The organism is Microcoleus sp. B3-D7, from assembly GCF_036705305.1.
Taxonomy (GTDB): domain Bacteria; phylum Cyanobacteriota; class Cyanobacteriia; order Cyanobacteriales; family Microcoleaceae; genus Microcoleus.
This window is the reverse complement of record NZ_JAUBUE010000003.1, coordinates 215,938-230,784: the sequence shown is the minus strand read 5'-3', so window position 1 is coordinate 230,784 and position 14,847 is coordinate 215,938. Positions and strand designations below refer to the sequence as shown.

The window sequence follows — 14,847 nt, the reverse complement described above, 5'->3', positions numbered from 1 at the left end:
CTAGCAGGGCAATTGAAATGCTCAACCAACTAATAAACCAAGATGCGATCGCTAATCAATGTAAAGAATTGGCGGCATTAGTAACTCGGCACACTGAAGGCAAGGGTAACGGTTTGCATAAAACAGCTATAGATAAGCTGGAATTGACGCGAGAATCTTCAGTTTCCGCAGCACTACATGGTGTTTATGAACCTCTTCTCGCCATCATCGTTCAGGGTCAAAAAGAAGCGTTGCTGGGTGAGGAAACCTATCGTTATGGCGAGGCTCAATATCTTGTGATCTCCGTTGATTTACCTATTAACGGATTTGTTGTAGAGGCTACCCCAGACAAGCCGTATTTAGGATTCAAGCTGAATCTAGATCCACGCCAACTCTGTGACATTATTACTGCCCAAACCAACCCAAGTGCAAATAAGAAAGAAAACTCTGTTAGAGGTTTGTTCGTCAGCACCGCCGATGCACCGTTGCTCGATTGCGCCCTCAGACTGACAAGACTTTTGGATACACCGCAGGATATCCCTATCCTGGCACCGATGATTATCGGCGAAATCTATTATCGTCTTTTAATAGGCGAACAAGGCGAAGCTGTCCGCCAAATCGCAACATCTGGCAGCAATATGCAGCGCATCGCTGAGGTGCTCAAACTGATTAAAACTGATTTTGTAAAACCGATGCGTGTTGAGGATTTGGCAGGACAAGCCAAGATGTCTCCTTCATCTTTTCATCACCATTTTAAGGAAGTGACATCGATGAGTCCACTTCAATATCAAAAGCAATTAAGACTATTAGAAGCACGTCGCCTGATGCTTGCCGAAAACGCCGATGCCACAAATGCTGCGTATCAGGTGGGTTATGAAAGCCCCTCACAGTTCAGCCGCGAATATTCTCGGATGTTCGGTGCGCCGCCGATCCGGGATATTGAGCGTTTGCGTACTGCTTGAGCGTAACTGTTTCGACTATATTGGTTTTGTTCCATTAACACAAATGGAGGATAAAAGCAATGGAATATTGCGGTAAATGGCGGAGCGCGGAGATGGAATTGTGGGATAGTGATTACTTGGACATGGAAGTTGAAGCGTATATCGAGATTGAACCTACGGTTTCAGGAGAATTTCAATTCGGTTTAGTATCAGGTCAAATTGACGGCGAAGTCGTAAAAGATGGAAAGGATCGGCGATTTGAGTTTACCTGGGACGGTAATGACGAATGCGATCCTGCTTCCAGTAGCGGTTGGCTCAAATTAAAGGATAAAAACTCGGTAGATGGTCGAGTCAAATTCCACCAAGGCGATAGTTCTAGTCTTGTGGCTAAGCGCATGAAGTAGGCAATCAGCGATCGTACTATTTTATGCGATTTTTTTAAACTGCAGATGAACGCAGATGAACGCAGATACAATCTCATCCGCGTTCATCTGTGTTCATCTGCTGATATCTGCGGTAACAAAATCTCAATCTAACCAATAACCAATAACAACTGACTTAGGTTTCTCATGAAGGGTTAATCGGAAAATCACCCTCACTATCAACCTCTGCGGCACTTTTAACTAAATCTAAGAACGCAAACACGGCCGGAATCAACAACCCATCCCTCAAAACAGCCACCCCAATTACCCTTTCAAAATCCGCAGGCAAACTGCAAACTTTCACCGAAGTAGGTATCGGTTCCGCAGCCAAACGGGGAAGAATTGCTGTACCCAAACCTTGCATTACCATACTGACAATCGTTGAATCTTCGCTGAGTTCGTAAGCGATATTTAAGGGAAACCCCGAAGTTGTCAAATATTTTCGCAGCGGTACAGAACAAGCATTTTCTACCGGCTGCAAAATCAACGGATAAGCCGCTAATTCTTTCCAGGTAATCTTAGCACTTGACACTTTGGCAGTTGGCGGCAGCAATACAACATATTTATCCCGCAAAATTTCTCTAGTTTCAAATTCATCGGAGATCGGAAGAGAGACAAAACCGATGTCTGCTTTGCCCGATCGCAAAGCCTCTTCCACAGCTTGGGTATAATAAACTTCGGTAATGCTAACCGTAATTTTGGGAAAGCAACTGCGAAATTTAGCAATAATACCCGGTAGGATATGAGTTGCGACACTCCGAAAAGTAACTATCCGTACCTGGCCTCCCTGCAAACCTTTTTCTAAATCCGCTTCTTTGACCATCCTTTCTAAGGCGCAGGCTATTTGACGCCCGTGACTCACTACCCTTTCCCCCACTGGCGTCAGTTGAGCACCGTGTCGCCCCCGGTGGAACAATTGCACTCCCAATTCTGTTTCTAAAGAGGCGATGGCGTGGCTGACGGCGGATTGGGACAGTTCCAATTGCAAAGCCGCCTCGCTAAAGTTTTCACAGTCTGCTACAGCTATCAAAGCTTGAATCTGAGAGAGTTTCATCCGCCGCGTATTGATTTCGTTCATAGCGTTTGTGCCAGTAGTACCCACATTGTCACAAGGGCTTCGATATATCGATTTTATTCATACAACCTATGCAAGCAATGCTTTGATTGTCAATTGCCGCAGAGTTAAGGTTAATTTATCAGGTAACAGATAGACTTTTACAGGACTTGCACGACAACAATATTGTGGTGTAGTTGCGGTAAATTTATTGCAGCTTAAAGCTATTTTTTGTAATTTTCTGGGTGCAATTTTTGTGAAAATTATCACTTTAAGGTGTGGGCTATGTCTACTTACAACAGTCGGAGCAACCCCCGAATAATGATGTTTTTTTTGATGGCTGTTCGAGCTAAACCATCCGAAAAACAGAAAGGGCTATCTCTCTTTTCAGCTATAAAAAAAATTGGGCAGTTTTGGCTCTACCTCATTTCTAGTGAGGACGAACTGAGAATTTGGCAGACGTGCGATCGCTATGGTAACACTTGGTGGCACGGTTGCGATCGGGCGACTGGTCGTTCTACCTGCGTGGCGACGGATGAGGAAATGCGCGCTTGGCTCGATCGGCGTTATTGCCAATAGTAGTGTGTGGGCGGCGTGGAAATGAAGTGAAATACAGCCCTCGATTAGCAATTACCCATTAGCAATTACCCATTACCAAGTAGGAGATGCTATGCTTCAAATATCTTCCGAATGTGCAGCGCCCGATCGCATTATTCTGATGGAAAACGAGGTATACAGATTGCCTCAAACTCATCGAGAAATTCAAGTTTTGTCAGGAATTGCTTGGATCACGCTTGACCAACAGGACATCATCTTGCCAAGTTCTGAAAAAGCATCGCTTCCACCCAGCAAAAACTTTGCTGTCATATCCGCTCTCAACAATATGCCGCTGATTATGGCAGTCTGGCAAGACAAAAACCCAGTCAGAACCTAGAGATTAAGAAAAAATGCGGCAGGAACACCCCAAAAAGCTCTATCTTAATAGTTATCACTTAGCTATTGGAGGACTCGATCGGTGGACTGCCGCTCTTATCACTTCAGCTATCTCGCAGCTATAAGTATTGTCTTATCGCCCGCACTCAGCTTGCTGGCAATTTCAGACGCCCGGGCTTATGGCCCAATTATAAATGCGAGGCGCACCCAAGCGAGCGATCACGCTCAGGCAACTGACCCCAAAACGCAAGCAGACGACCTCTTTGAAACAGGAGTAAAACAACATCGCGAGGGTTTGTTTCGAGAAGCAATCGAGACTTTTGAGCAAGTTTTGGCAATTCGCAAGCAACTAGGTGACAAACCGGGAACCGGAGAAACCCTCAATAAGATGGGGGAAGTTTACGCCGAAATGGGTTCGCAGCCCAAAGCTTTGGAAGTTTTGCAGCAAGCTTTAGTCATTCACCGAGAAATCGGCGAAGGGCCTCGTATCGCGCGCACTCTCAATCTCATCGGTTTCGTGAACCGGATTGGGGACAATTTTTCCGAAGCGATGAAACTGCACCAAGAAGCTTTGGAACTTGCCAAAACTACCGACGACAAAATTGAAATTGGAGAATCCCTCCACAACATCGCGGCCGTTTACGCAGAACAGGTCAATTACGCCAAGGCGATCGAATTTTACCAGCAAGCGCGGACGATTCGCACGGCATCGGGCGATCGGCGCGATTTAGGCCGTACCCTCAATAACATGGGCGGCGTCTACTACAACATCGGCGACTTTAATAGAGCGATGGAATTTTATCACCAAGCTTTAGCAATTCGCCGGGAAATCGGAGACCGGGCTGGCGTCGGCCGCCTCCTCAACAACATGGCACTTACCTCTCGCAAACTCGGCAAAGATACTCAAGCGCTGATCTATTTTCAGCAAGCAATACCGATGTTAGAATCTATCGGTGACAAGACAAGTATCGGACGCTTGCTCAACAATATGGGCGCAATTTATGAAAGTCTTGGTCAATATCCTCAAGCTCTAGAATCCTACGAGGGAGCTTTAAAAATTGCCCGCGAGGGCGGTGATAAAGCCGGAGAAACTACAGCGATGGAGGGCATTAAGCGATTGTCTTCCGGTCAGCTTGTACCGCAATAATGACAGTTAAGCGGTTCCGAATCGGGCGTGAAGATTGGAAGCGATCAACTTGGGCGACGATTTGGCATTCATCTGCAAGTCGTGGTATAATTGGTAGGCAAAAATATATAACTCGAAAGCAGGAAAAAGGCTTCAGGGGCGCTATAATTTGATTAATATCGCGATCGAAAGATAGAAACAGTTTCTGTAGTAATTTGTCGGCCAGGGCGGCCACACAACCATTAATCTAAGCTATGGATATCCGTACCGAAAATCCAGAAGATGTAGAAGCTGTTCGCAACATTAATATTGCGGCATTCGGGCGAGAAAATGAGGCTAACTTAGTGGATCGATTGCGGGGAATTGCATCTACATTTTCCTTCGTTGCGGTACAATCCGATCGCGTTGTCGGACACATTTTCTTCAGTCCGGTTGTCGTCGAAGGAAAATGTTCTAGGAATTTGTCGATTCTGGGGTTGGCGCCAGTCGCAGTTCTACCCAACTATCAGCGGCAAGGTATAGGAACGCTGTTGATCCAGCACGGTTTAGAAGAGTGCAGGCGATCGGGATTTCAGGCAGTGGTTGTGCTTGGTCATCCAGATTTTTATCCGCGTTTTGGGTTCATTCCTGCTAGTAGAAAGAGCTTGGGATGTGAATACGATGTACCCGATGAGGCTTTTATGGTGTTGGAGTTAGAAAGTGGAGCATTGGAGGATTGCAGCGGAACGGTGAAGTATCGATCGGAGTTTAGTCTATGCGAGTGATATCAAATCCGGGTGCATCGGATTGGCTGACGAAGAGCTCGCGAGTCAGAAAAATTATTAAACGAGCGCCCATATCTGAGTTACCTTGGTAGATCCGTTATCCGTATTTACTTATCTTTACATAGTTGGGTTTTTGGTACCTACCTATTGCAACTTTCTCTGCATCTTTGCTACTTTCTTTTTGACCCATAACGCGCTGTAAAATCGCCTCTACTTTCGCAGCAAATAGAGCATTTCCTCTCTGCCTCGGTCGCGGCATATCAATAGAACAGTCCATTGCAATCTGACCATTTTCTATTAAAATAACTCGGTCAGCTAGCACCACTGCTTCTTCTACGTCATGAGTGATCAGTAGCGCGGTAAATCCTTTTTCTTGCCATAAATTTTCTAACAATTGCTGCATCTCAATGCGAGTCAAAGCATCCAACGCGCCGAGGGGTTCATCAAGCAGCAGTAAATGAGGTTCGCAGGCAAGGGCTCTTGCTAAAGAAACTCTCTGCTTTTGACCGCCGGAGAGTACCGCCGGCCAATCGTTGGCGCGATCGCCAAGCCCTACCGCGTGAAGGACTTGCATCGCTTTGCAGTGCGTGTTTTCTTTGGTCGTCAGTAGCCCTAATTTCACATTTGCCACCACTTTTTGCCAAGGTAGTAGCCGTGCATCCTGAAACATCATTGTCACTTTAGAGTTGAGTTTGCGGGACGGCTTTCCATCTAGAAAGACAGTGCCTTGAGTGGGAACTTCTAGTCCGGCGATTAAGCGCAGTAAGGTACTTTTGCCACATCCGCTGCGACCTACAATTGCTACAAATTCTCCGGGATTTATTTCTATGTTGATACCCCGCAAAATTTTAATATTTCCAAATGACTTCTGGAGTTCTACTAATTCTAGACCTATTCCTGAGAGTGGTGATTCCATTCTAAAAAACCTCCATATCGCGATCTATGCCACAGGCTCAAAACCTTTTCCGCTGTCAAAGGTGGCTGTTGAGCAAATCCCAATTCGTCTCCTACTCACCGGTGCTGGTGAATAGCAGATTAGCATTTCTTGATTAAATCTACGGTAAATCAGTCGAGTTACAGTATTTTAATTAAACAAGATTATTGCATAGGTATCTACAAAAAGCAAGATAATTTTTTGCCCAACTTTTGGGGCTTTGATAAATAATTGTTAAGAACAAGCAAACCCTGTTCCTGTAAAGGTTCTGTTTTTGAGTCCGGTGGGATTATGCTGTATCTGGGAGAAAAAACCTGACAGTTGATTCCCGCCGAGATTCGCGATCGCACAAAATTTGTATAAGAGTTATCCAACTTTACATCTCAACTTACTTGCTTTTTAAAATTGAGCGTGCTAGCTTACTATCTATAAAATACGGTAACTCTACCAAGTTACCGTACTTGCTAGCAATGCCGTAAATCGTTCATTTTTAAATGAGTCAAAAATAGGAGGACTATTAAATGCCTAATGTTGTTGCGATCGCAGGTAGCCCGTCTCATCCATCCCGCTCCTTTGCCGTGCTGGAATACGCCCGCCGTGCTGTCGAGAAAGAGGGACTGAGTACGGCCTCTGTCAACGTCCGCGATCTCCCGCCAGAGGTATTAATTTACGGGCAATTCGCGAACCCAGACTTAAAAGCAGTCAATGATTTAGTAGTAGAAGCCAAGGGCATAATCATCGCTACACCTGTTTACAAAGCAGCCTACACAGGCGTACTCAAAGCTTACTTAGATTTGCTCCCGCAGAAGAGTTTAGCTGGTAAAGTTATTCTCCCCATAGCCACCGGAGGTACGCTGGGTCACTTATTAGCAATTAACTACGCCCTCAAACCAGTGTTATCCGAGCTGGGCGCTAGTCATATCTTGGCTGGTGCCTATGTTTTAGACACGCAGATCCAAAGTTATGACGAAACAAGCGTACAACTAGAAGAGGAAACAGAACAAAGATTGCGATCGCAGTTGCAAGAGTTTGTTGGTGCCCTGCAAACTGGCAAACCCGAATTAGTTGGAAGTCTCTGATCGGAAAGTTACCAACAAACAATATTATTGTTTATGCTCAAAAGACTGATTTCATTCCTTGCTCAATTATGGCGATCGCACCTTTCCCTAGCAGCGCTATTTCTATTGGGAATCAGCTTAAATTGGGCGATCGCCTCCTGCAATACTCCCACCCCTACGGGATCTGCAAGCCCCGCCGCTTCCTCCGCAGCAACTCAAGCTCAGGTAGTCCGCATCGGCCATCAGAAATTAGACCCCTTCACGCTAGTCAAAGCCAGAGGCGGCTTAGAGAAACGCTTGCAGCCTCTAGGCATATCCGTTGAGTGGAAAGAATTTCAGTCAGGCCCCCCGATGTTGGAAGCGCTAAACGCCGGCAGCATCGACATCGGCCGCACCGGGGACGCTCCTCCAGTCTTTGCCCAAGCTGCTAACGCACCTCTGCTGTACATTGGCGGTAGCGCGCCCAAAGACCGCAGTTCAGCTATTTTAGTCCCTGCTAATTCGGCAATTCAAACCCTTGGGGATTTGCGAGGTAAGAAAATAGCTTTTACCAAAGGTTCAAGTGCCAATTACCTATTAGCAAAAGCATTGAAATCCGCAGGGATAAAATGGAGTGAAATTAAGCCGGCAAACCTGACACCAGCCGATGCCAGAGCTGCCTTCCAACAAGGTAACGTAGATGCTTGGGTAATTTGGGACCCGTTTTATGCAGCAGCTCAAGCACCAAGAGATGTTCGTGTTGTTAAAGATAGTAAAGGACTAGCAGCTAACCGAGATTTTTACTTAGCTAATCGCTCATTTGCTCAGTCTAATTCCAAAATTATTGACGCAATTAGAGAAGAAACTCAAGCAGTAGCGACTTGGGCGGATGCGAATCCCGCAGAAGTAGTCAAGATTCTCGCTCCCATTCTGAAAATTGATGCTTCTATCTTAGATGTAGTGACTCGACGGCGGAGTTATGGATTTGAACCGATCCAAGCTGATATGGTTGCCGAGCAACAGGAAATTGCGGATACTTTTTTTGAACTAGGCTTAATTCCCAAGCAGCTCAAAGTTGAAGAAGTAGTTTGGAAACCAGGTAATTAAAAATCCCCGCTTGTGGGTAAATGTTGGATAAAGCAAAACACCTGATATCTTCTACCTTCCAAATAGCGGGGGTGAAGACGATGCTGGGGAACCGCGCTGGGATTACAGGAAAGGTCAGCCCCATTGGTTGCGTCACGCCCACGCTTCGCATTCACTAGACAGGGGCGCGCCGATTCATTTGGTGCAGCAGACGTTAGGGCATGAATCGGTAGCGACTACTTCCAGGTATCTACACGCACAGGCCCAAAGGACAGCAACAGCTTGTATCTGCCAGGGTAAAAGGTAACTTTCCTTGCATCTTTTTCAACATTATGGGATATTGAATTGAAAAAACTAATTCAAATAGAAACTTATGGCAACTGAGCAAGAGCTTCAATCTCTTTTTAATGCCTTGGATGGCGATCAAGATGGCAAAATATCGAGTAATGAGCTTTTTTTAAGTCCTGGGTTAAATGCAGTCATTTTAGCAGAAACAGGTACTAGCCCCGCGGAACTGCTAGCGACGTATCGAGATGAAGAGGGTAATATTACCTTTGAAGACTTGAAACAAGCTGTTAAGAAAGCAGGGAATTTAGAATAAGCGCGATCGCCCAGCCAGCAGCGATTGAAATAAAATCATTTATCCAAGTGGATGAGTGTCTTCCCCTGGTAATAGTTGCAGTAGTTATAGGGCAAAAAGCGATCGCTGACTACCAAGGATAAGAACTTGCTTCTTATCCTTTCATCTGGCAGGGATTTAAGCCCCAGTTGACATTAGAGTTATAATGTCGGCAGTGGAGAACCTTTTTTCTTTGAGCTACCTCCGAAAATCCCCTTGACAACTGGCTTTGAGCCTTAACTTGTCACCAATGGGTGACTGTTTACAAAACTTGCTGGCGCAATTGGGGAAAAACCTTTGCAACTTTGTTCAGGACATAATCGCCGTAAGTGCCGCGAAACTCGTGAACGCTGGCTTTATCCCAGCGTTCGTTCTTGTTGTCATCGACGATCGCTCCCTTAACACTCATAGCTCGCCCTGTCTGTTGCGATCGACTCTCAACTCCACTCAGGATTGATGCCATCTACACTCGATGCGTCAGCGGATAAATCACTAATCCAACGATCGCGGAGACTACAACGATAATAGGCTCTGGCAACTTTTTGCCAAATTTCCATAGCAGAGCCAGCGTCACCACAGCAATCAGAACGGTTGGAATATCTCGCAGAGATTGTCGTCCCAAAACCACAACGGCTCCAGCGATCGCGCCTGTTGCAGCAACCGTCACACCGTTGACAAAGGCAGCAATCGCGGGCTTCTTGCCATGCTTCTTAAAGTAAGGGGCGGGAATAATGGTGAGTAGATAACAGGGGATAAACGTTCCCAACGCCGCCATACAAGCGCCAGGAAAACCAGCCACCAAAAAGCCAATAAACCCAGTTGTGATTACGACAGGACCTGGCGTAATCATCGCCACTGCTACTGCATCGAGGAACTGTTGAGCATCAAGCCACTGATAATGCTTAACCACTCCACCGTAGAGGAACGGAACGATCGCTAACCCACTGCCAAACACAAATGAACCCGCCATACCAAAAAAGGTGAAGATTTGCCAAAGCAAAGCAGAAGAGGCAGATGGCACAGATGCAACTATTGGTATCAGAGGTAAGCCAATGAAACTATTGAGGTTCTTATTTTTGAACCAGTTTTTAGGTGGTGCTGCGATCCACCAGGTGAGAATTCCTCCTGCCAGGATGAGTTCGATTCGTTCCGATTGCGTGATGATGGTCGAGACAGCATTAACCACATAAATTGCCCAAAGTAGCCAATCTGTGCCAATGGTCTTCTTCGTCAATTTGTAGGCGCTTAGGGCAATGATGCCAATGACGCAAGCTCCAACCCCGTAGAATACTGCCTGCATCCAACTCAGCCCCCCATAATTGGTGTAAGCCCATCCCAATGCCACAACCATCAAAAAGGAGGGCAAGACAAAGGCAATACCAACGAGGGTAGAACCAATAATGCCGTAATGGACATAGCCCATGTAGAACCCTAATTGGGCAGCCAGTGGACCAGGGGCAACCTGAGCTAAGGTTAATCCTTCTTGATAACTTGCCTCGGAAATCCACCTCCGATCTTCAACCAGGTCGCGGTGCATATAACCCACAAGGGCTATCGGTCCTCCAAATCCTAAGCTGCCTAATTTGAGGAAATACAGCGTCAGTTGCCAAAGTGAGTACGATGGTTTCGCGAGTTCTGATGAAGACGGTTCCTGTTTTTCTGCAGCATTAGTCATAGATTAAATCTCTACTCAATTCTCTAATTTGTTTGTTTCAGTTCACCAATTAATTTCTCAATGTCTTCAAGAATGACATCCCGTGCTGCCATCAAATTCTAGCTGGGAGGGCGCAGTCATCTCATCGATCGATCGCCACTTCAGGAGGAGCCAAATCACTCACATCACAAACCAGGGACACAGCCCCAACTAATTCCTCACGAGTCACCCGTCGAGGCAGGTGGGTGGATACATCTAATCCTGTAGCTTGCAAACCAAGCAAAACTGGACTTATTAATCTGACACTCCAACCACTAAAATTGGTCAAAAAACTTCCTGGCGCAATTGGGGAAAAACCTTTGCAACTTTGTTCAGGACATAATCGCCGTAAGTGCCGCGAAACTCGTGAACGCTGGCTTTATCCCAACGTTCGTTCTTGTTGTCATCGACTTTCGCTCCCTTGATTTCAATCGGGTGGAGTTCAGCATTGAAATTGGGATCGAAGAAAAAGGGAAATGAGAGGCGAGATCGTCCTGACACATTCTTGACTCGATGAGGAGTAGAGCGATAAAGTCCACCTGTGAGCCGATCGAGCATATCGCCAATGTTACAAACAAATGAGTTGGCGATCGGGGGAGCATCAATCCAGCCTGATTTTGTCTTCACTTGCAACCCACCTAAATCATCCTGCTTGAGAATCGTGAGCAAACCGTAATCGGTATGCTCTCCCACTCCCCAGGATTGCCCTTGCGGATTGCTTTGTGGTGGATAGTTGAAGATGCGAAATAAAATTAGGGGATCTGTCGTATAGCGATCGCGGAAGTAAGATGCTTCTAAGTTCAAACTCAGGGCAATTCCAGCCATTACTGCGTGACCCAGTTGAGTCATCACCGCCAGATATTCTAGTATTATTTCGCGAAAAAGAGGAATATCTGGAAACAGGTTTGCTCCGTGCATGGGAACGCCCGCTTGAACAGCCGGATCGGTTTGATTCAATTCCGATCCGAAATAAATTCCTTCTTTCAAATCTGGTTTAGCATTCGTCAGTTCACCTCCAACCGGAAAGTAGCCGCGCCATGCCCGACCTCCCAGCCCCATCCGAATTTGCATTTTTGTTTCTAAATCTTGAGCAAAAAACTGACGGCTGAGTTGCTCCAAACGGTTTTGCAAGCCTTGGTCTACACCATGCTCGACAATGTAAAAAAAACCTGTGTCGCAGCAAGCTTGTCGAATTTGGTTTGCAACTGTATCTACGGGATTACCCGATACCAACGAACTGATATCGATAACGGGAATCTGAGAAACATCTACGGTTAATTCAGTTGCCATAGAGATGGATTATAAGTAGTTAAGATTGAACGCCTTTTATAATTTAAATTGTTCGTCCACCGGAATTTGATAGCCATTTGCCAGTCGATTGGTAGCGTTTGCGGTTGCCACGATCGCCATCAGTTCCCCAAATATGGCATCATCCATTCCCTTGGCTCGCGCGGAGGCGGTATGAGATGAAATGCAGTAGGGGCAACCATTTGTCACGCTGACAGCAATGTAGATTAACTCGCGGGTCAGGGGATCGAGTTCTCCCGGAGCCGTCATCACCTCCTTTACATTCTGCCACGTACGTTGCAGGGTAGGCGGATGGTTGGCGATCGCTTTCCAAAAGTTGTTGATGTACTCGGTTTTGCGTGTCGCACGAATGTCGTCATACACTGCGCGTACTTCATCATTTGCGTCTTCGTATTCAATCAAATGGCTCATAGTTGCAATAAAGGTGAGAGGGTGAAAAGCACTAATTCATAGTTGAGAAAACCGCAAAGCATTCTGCATTTTTGCGTTCCTCCCTTACGATGACGCGATCGCTGGAACTGTTGCTCGACCGACTTCAGTTGCGCTAGGGACTTCAATCAATTGCCCTGTTTTCACATCGTATATAAAGCCATAAATCGGAATAGTTGGTGGCACAAGGGGATGGTTGCGAATTCGTTTGACATCCACAAACACGCTTTCTGCCAAATCTTTGAACGTTAACCAATCGACAAATTCACCTTCTGTCGAACCTGAACCCTGCCCTACATCTCGCCAACCATTTTCGTCGATTACAGCGGTTTCCAGGCTGTTTGTCAATAGTTCTCGGATGATGCTGTCGGTAAAGAGTTGCATTCCACAATCCGTATGGTGAATGACGAACCATTCACGAGTTCCCAATAGCTTGTAAGAGATTACGAGCGATCGAATTGCGTCATCGCTTGCCCGTCCTCCAGCATTACGAATGACATGGGCATCCCCTTCTGCCAGCCCAGCATATTTTGCTGGATCGAGGCGAGCGTCCATGCAGGTTAGAATGGCAAAGCGACGACCAGGAGGTAGGGGCAAATTGCCTTTGTTGCCAAAGGTCGCAGCATATTCCTGGTTAGCAGACAGCACTTCTTGCAGAATTTGACTCATGCTTGAATTTTCCCAAATTGTTGAATTATGATGGCAAGCAATGTTAAAATACTGTATCTCGGTAAGTAAACCGTATTTTACCACTATTACCGTTATTAAATTGTTCCTATAGATATCTTTTGCATCTTGAGGGCAGTGATGGCAGCCCACGACCATATTCTGCAAGCGATCGGCAAAACACCGCCGATTTGGGGTGTAGGTCAGTGAATGACTGTGACAACTTCAAATACTGACAAGCCGAACTCTTCTATTTGATGTTGATATGGTTCCGACAATACTGATGATTTCTGATACTCCAACAACGAGCGCGCGATCGTCGGTGCTGGCTTCAGTGGTTCTCTAGTAGCGACTCGCCTGTTAAAAACAGCTAACCGCGCCTTGCTAATCAAGCTGATTGAGCGCGATCGCCATATTGGCAAGGGAGTTGCCCATACCACCACCAACAGTCGAGTTGGTCTTTTTAACCATCCATTGATCTTGAGTGTGCTTTGCTGTAAGATAAAATTCCGCTATACTACGGTAAATCAATCGAGTTATAGTATAAACTGCGTAAGTCCTAATTAAACCAGACATTTAGCAAGGAATTGAGGAGGCGAATCATGAGCAAGTGGCTTGCCATTGCCAGACGTAGGTTACTGCTATTTTTGATTTCTGGGGTGTTTCTAACGAACTGCCACCTGCCTCCTGCCTTCTTTTGAGGTTAATGAATGTTGGGTTATTGACTTGTTGATGGCATCTGATTAAGGAGATTTATAGTTATGAATTTGAGATTTTTGCGGGGAATCTGGAAAAGATCCCTCAAGCCCTCTGTTTTGGTAATAGTGGCGATCGCAACCTTGCTGGGAGTTTCACTCTTCTCGATTTCACCGCTGACTGCAACCCCCAGTGCCAAAATTCAATTTGTTTCTCCCAATTGGGTAACAGCCAACGCCAAAGATCCAAATTTGCGAATTTTGGATGTGCGAAATGCGCCTCTGGAGTATATTGGAGGCCATGTTCCGAACGCAGTACACATTGCAGATACTGCATTTCGTGGCCCCGACGGATTTTTGCCCGTGCAGTATTGGGATACCCAGAAATTATCTTCGATCTTTTCTCGATCGGGTGTTAGCAGTAACAGTCGCGTTCTAGTTTATTCCGATGCACGAGATATTTTGGGAGCGACAATGGTTGCCTATTTACTAGAGCGATCGGGAGTAAAAGATATTGCAGTTTTAGATGGGGGATATACAGGATACAAAGCCTCTGGGCAACCTGTTGTTAAGGAATATCCCAAATACAAGTTTACACAGTTTGCGGTTCAAGATAATCCCTCACTTCGCGTTAACCTTCAACAGGTTGGAGAATTAATTGGTAAACCAGGTGTGGTTTTTATCGATCCTAGACCAGGTGATTTATTCCGAGGTGAGAAAGATATCTGGGTACGCAATGGGCACATTCCTGGTGCGAAAAATATTCCCTGGCCTGCGTTTACGGAAGCTGAAAACTCTCAGGAGGATCTCAAAAACCCTCATCAGTTGAAGTCACTGGATCAGGTTCGCAAAATCCTGGCGGACAAGAAGATTAAGCCTTCAGATGATGTGATTGTGTCATGCAGCACTGGGCGTGAAGCGACATTACAGTATGTTGTGCTAAAACATCTTTTGGGATATCCTAAAGTTCGGATCTACGACGGTTCTTGGACTGAGTACAGTACGTCTAATTTGCCAGTGGAAACTGGGCCGGAAAAAGTTTAGTTATTTGGTGCTAAGCTGTTCAACATTTAAAGGTGTAATGTATGAAAGTTTGGATTTCATCACTTGTTGTTTTTGCTACTGTGGCAGTAATATTTGGGTTGGATTTTGTACCGCTAA

General features: G+C 45.9%; 21 protein-coding genes. 12 read left to right on the top strand and 9 right to left on the bottom strand.

Translation table 11 applies throughout. The annotated features are described in order from the left end of the window. Positions 1-17 precede the first annotated feature (17 nt). Together QUB25_RS04175 and QUB25_RS04170 are read left to right on the top strand one after the other, a co-directional pair. A complete protein-coding gene (locus QUB25_RS04175) occupies positions 18-941 on the top strand; it encodes an AraC family transcriptional regulator (protein ID WP_333060110.1) in 924 nt (307 codons plus the stop codon). A 59-nt stretch (positions 942-1,000) separates the two neighbouring features. Continuing rightward, positions 1,001-1,324 (top strand): hypothetical protein, encoded by a 324-nt coding sequence (locus QUB25_RS04170; protein ID WP_333182109.1) that lies wholly within the window; start codon positions 1,001-1,003, stop codon positions 1,322-1,324. A gap of 163 nt (positions 1,325-1,487) precedes the next feature. On the opposite strand, the gene QUB25_RS04165 is transcribed toward QUB25_RS04170, so the two are convergent. Beyond that, positions 1,488-2,420: a LysR family transcriptional regulator gene (locus QUB25_RS04165; RefSeq protein WP_333182108.1), complete on the bottom strand. Its 933-nt coding sequence runs from the start codon at positions 2,418-2,420 to the stop codon at positions 1,488-1,490. 261 nt (positions 2,421-2,681) lie between these two features. On the opposite strand from QUB25_RS04165, the gene QUB25_RS04160 reads away from it, so the two are divergent. The 4 genes from QUB25_RS04160 (at position 2,682) to QUB25_RS04145 (ending at position 5,219) form a co-directional block, all read left to right on the top strand. Further along, positions 2,682-2,975, top strand: coding sequence for a hypothetical protein (locus tag QUB25_RS04160; protein WP_333182107.1), 294 nt, complete (start codon positions 2,682-2,684; stop codon positions 2,973-2,975). 91 nt (positions 2,976-3,066) lie between these two features. Further along, positions 3,067-3,330 (top strand): hypothetical protein, encoded by a 264-nt coding sequence (locus QUB25_RS04155; protein WP_333182106.1) that lies wholly within the window; start codon positions 3,067-3,069, stop codon positions 3,328-3,330. A gap of 81 nt (positions 3,331-3,411) precedes the next feature. Further along, the gene (locus tag QUB25_RS04150) at positions 3,412-4,476 is read left to right on the top strand and encodes a tetratricopeptide repeat protein (protein WP_333182105.1); all 1,065 of its coding nucleotides are present in this window, start codon (positions 3,412-3,414) and stop codon (positions 4,474-4,476) included. 233 nt (positions 4,477-4,709) lie between these two features. Further along, positions 4,710-5,219 (top strand): N-acetyltransferase, encoded by a 510-nt coding sequence (locus QUB25_RS04145; RefSeq protein WP_333182104.1) that lies wholly within the window; start codon positions 4,710-4,712, stop codon positions 5,217-5,219. 97 nt (positions 5,220-5,316) lie between these two features. Here QUB25_RS04145 and QUB25_RS04140 read toward each other — a convergent pair whose 3' ends face one another. Next, a complete protein-coding gene (locus QUB25_RS04140) occupies positions 5,317-6,135 on the bottom strand; it encodes an ATP-binding cassette domain-containing protein (protein WP_333182103.1) in 819 nt (272 codons plus the stop codon). 539 nt (positions 6,136-6,674) lie between these two features. On the opposite strand from QUB25_RS04140, the gene ssuE reads away from it, so the two are divergent. The 4 genes from ssuE (at position 6,675) to QUB25_RS04120 (ending at position 8,877) form a co-directional block, all read left to right on the top strand. Continuing rightward, the gene (ssuE, locus tag QUB25_RS04135) at positions 6,675-7,232 is read left to right on the top strand and encodes an NADPH-dependent FMN reductase (RefSeq protein ID WP_333182102.1); all 558 of its coding nucleotides are present in this window, start codon (positions 6,675-6,677) and stop codon (positions 7,230-7,232) included. A 33-nt stretch (positions 7,233-7,265) separates the two neighbouring features. Continuing rightward, entirely contained in the window at positions 7,266-8,297 is a 1,032-nt protein-coding gene (locus QUB25_RS04130; protein ID WP_333182101.1) for a sulfonate ABC transporter substrate-binding protein, read from the top strand. A gap of 127 nt (positions 8,298-8,424) precedes the next feature. Continuing rightward, a complete protein-coding gene (locus QUB25_RS04125) occupies positions 8,425-8,583 on the top strand; it encodes a tyrosine-type recombinase/integrase (RefSeq protein WP_333182100.1) in 159 nt (52 codons plus the stop codon). A 66-nt stretch (positions 8,584-8,649) separates the two neighbouring features. After that, a complete protein-coding gene (locus QUB25_RS04120) occupies positions 8,650-8,877 on the top strand; it encodes an EF-hand domain-containing protein (protein WP_172190219.1) in 228 nt (75 codons plus the stop codon). A 280-nt stretch (positions 8,878-9,157) separates the two neighbouring features. On the opposite strand, the gene QUB25_RS04115 is transcribed toward QUB25_RS04120, so the two are convergent. The 7 genes from QUB25_RS04115 to QUB25_RS04085 form a co-directional block, all read right to left on the bottom strand. Continuing rightward, positions 9,158-9,358: a hypothetical protein gene (locus QUB25_RS04115; protein WP_333182099.1), complete on the bottom strand. Its 201-nt coding sequence runs from the start codon at positions 9,356-9,358 to the stop codon at positions 9,158-9,160. After that, positions 9,359-10,570, bottom strand: a complete 1,212-nt coding sequence (locus QUB25_RS04110; protein ID WP_333182098.1) for a chromate transporter — start codon at positions 10,568-10,570, stop codon at positions 9,359-9,361. A 121-nt stretch (positions 10,571-10,691) separates the two neighbouring features. Further along, on the bottom strand, positions 10,692-10,877 hold the full coding sequence (locus QUB25_RS04105) for a hypothetical protein (protein ID WP_333059380.1): 186 nt from the start codon (positions 10,875-10,877) through the stop codon (positions 10,692-10,694). Then, positions 10,874-11,878 carry a 2-oxoglutarate and iron-dependent oxygenase domain-containing protein gene (locus QUB25_RS04100; protein WP_333182097.1) on the bottom strand — a complete coding sequence of 335 codons (1,005 nt, stop codon included), beginning with the start codon at positions 11,876-11,878 and terminating at the stop codon, positions 10,874-10,876. The genes QUB25_RS04105 and QUB25_RS04100 overlap by 4 nt, the downstream gene beginning before the upstream one ends. 36 nt (positions 11,879-11,914) lie before the next feature. Next, positions 11,915-12,307: a carboxymuconolactone decarboxylase family protein gene (locus QUB25_RS04095; RefSeq protein WP_333182096.1), complete on the bottom strand. Its 393-nt coding sequence runs from the start codon at positions 12,305-12,307 to the stop codon at positions 11,915-11,917. 84 nt (positions 12,308-12,391) lie between these two features. Then, complete coding sequence (locus QUB25_RS04090) at positions 12,392-12,994, bottom strand: carbonic anhydrase (protein ID WP_333182095.1); 603 nt, start codon at positions 12,992-12,994, stop codon at positions 12,392-12,394. 200 nt (positions 12,995-13,194) lie between these two features. Further along, positions 13,195-13,431, bottom strand: coding sequence for a hypothetical protein (locus tag QUB25_RS04085; RefSeq protein ID WP_333182094.1), 237 nt, complete (start codon positions 13,429-13,431; stop codon positions 13,195-13,197). On the opposite strand from QUB25_RS04085, the gene QUB25_RS04080 reads away from it, so the two are divergent. Next, positions 13,349-13,558: a hypothetical protein gene (locus QUB25_RS04080; RefSeq protein ID WP_333182163.1), complete on the top strand. Its 210-nt coding sequence runs from the start codon at positions 13,349-13,351 to the stop codon at positions 13,556-13,558. The genes QUB25_RS04085 and QUB25_RS04080 overlap by 83 nt on opposite strands. 194 nt (positions 13,559-13,752) lie before the next feature. After that, positions 13,753-14,730 (top strand): sulfurtransferase, encoded by a 978-nt coding sequence (locus QUB25_RS04075; protein ID WP_333182093.1) that lies wholly within the window; start codon positions 13,753-13,755, stop codon positions 14,728-14,730. Positions 14,731-14,847: the final 117 nt, after the last annotated feature.

Bases quoted from the DNA above. Each gene is read 5' to 3' on its own strand.
- QUB25_RS04140 (WP_333182103.1), bottom strand. From the start codon at position 6,135: ATGGAATCACCACTCTCAGGAATAGGTCTAGAATTAGTAGAACTCCAG.
- QUB25_RS04090 (WP_333182095.1), bottom strand. From the start codon at position 12,994: ATGAGTCAAATTCTGCAAGAAGTGCTGTCTGCTAACCAGGAATATGCT.
- QUB25_RS04095 (WP_333182096.1), bottom strand. From the start codon at position 12,307: ATGAGCCATTTGATTGAATACGAAGACGCAAATGATGAAGTACGCGCA.
- QUB25_RS04175 (WP_333060110.1), top strand. From the start codon at position 18: ATGCTCAACCAACTAATAAACCAAGATGCGATCGCTAATCAATGTAAA.
- QUB25_RS04145 (WP_333182104.1), top strand. From the start codon at position 4,710: ATGGATATCCGTACCGAAAATCCAGAAGATGTAGAAGCTGTTCGCAAC.
- QUB25_RS04115 (WP_333182099.1), bottom strand. From the start codon at position 9,358: ATGGCATCAATCCTGAGTGGAGTTGAGAGTCGATCGCAACAGACAGGG.
- QUB25_RS04120 (WP_172190219.1), top strand. From the start codon at position 8,650: ATGGCAACTGAGCAAGAGCTTCAATCTCTTTTTAATGCCTTGGATGGC.
- QUB25_RS04130 (WP_333182101.1), top strand. From the start codon at position 7,266: ATGCTCAAAAGACTGATTTCATTCCTTGCTCAATTATGGCGATCGCAC.
- QUB25_RS04170 (WP_333182109.1), top strand. From the start codon at position 1,001: ATGGAATATTGCGGTAAATGGCGGAGCGCGGAGATGGAATTGTGGGAT.
- QUB25_RS04100 (WP_333182097.1), bottom strand. From the start codon at position 11,878: ATGGCAACTGAATTAACCGTAGATGTTTCTCAGATTCCCGTTATCGAT.
- QUB25_RS04155 (WP_333182106.1), top strand. From the start codon at position 3,067: ATGCTTCAAATATCTTCCGAATGTGCAGCGCCCGATCGCATTATTCTG.
- QUB25_RS04075 (WP_333182093.1), top strand. From the start codon at position 13,753: ATGAATTTGAGATTTTTGCGGGGAATCTGGAAAAGATCCCTCAAGCCC.
- QUB25_RS04110 (WP_333182098.1), bottom strand. From the start codon at position 10,570: ATGACTAATGCTGCAGAAAAACAGGAACCGTCTTCATCAGAACTCGCG.
- QUB25_RS04165 (WP_333182108.1), bottom strand. From the start codon at position 2,420: ATGAACGAAATCAATACGCGGCGGATGAAACTCTCTCAGATTCAAGCT.
- QUB25_RS04160 (WP_333182107.1), top strand. From the start codon at position 2,682: ATGTCTACTTACAACAGTCGGAGCAACCCCCGAATAATGATGTTTTTT.
- ssuE (WP_333182102.1), top strand. From the start codon at position 6,675: ATGCCTAATGTTGTTGCGATCGCAGGTAGCCCGTCTCATCCATCCCGC.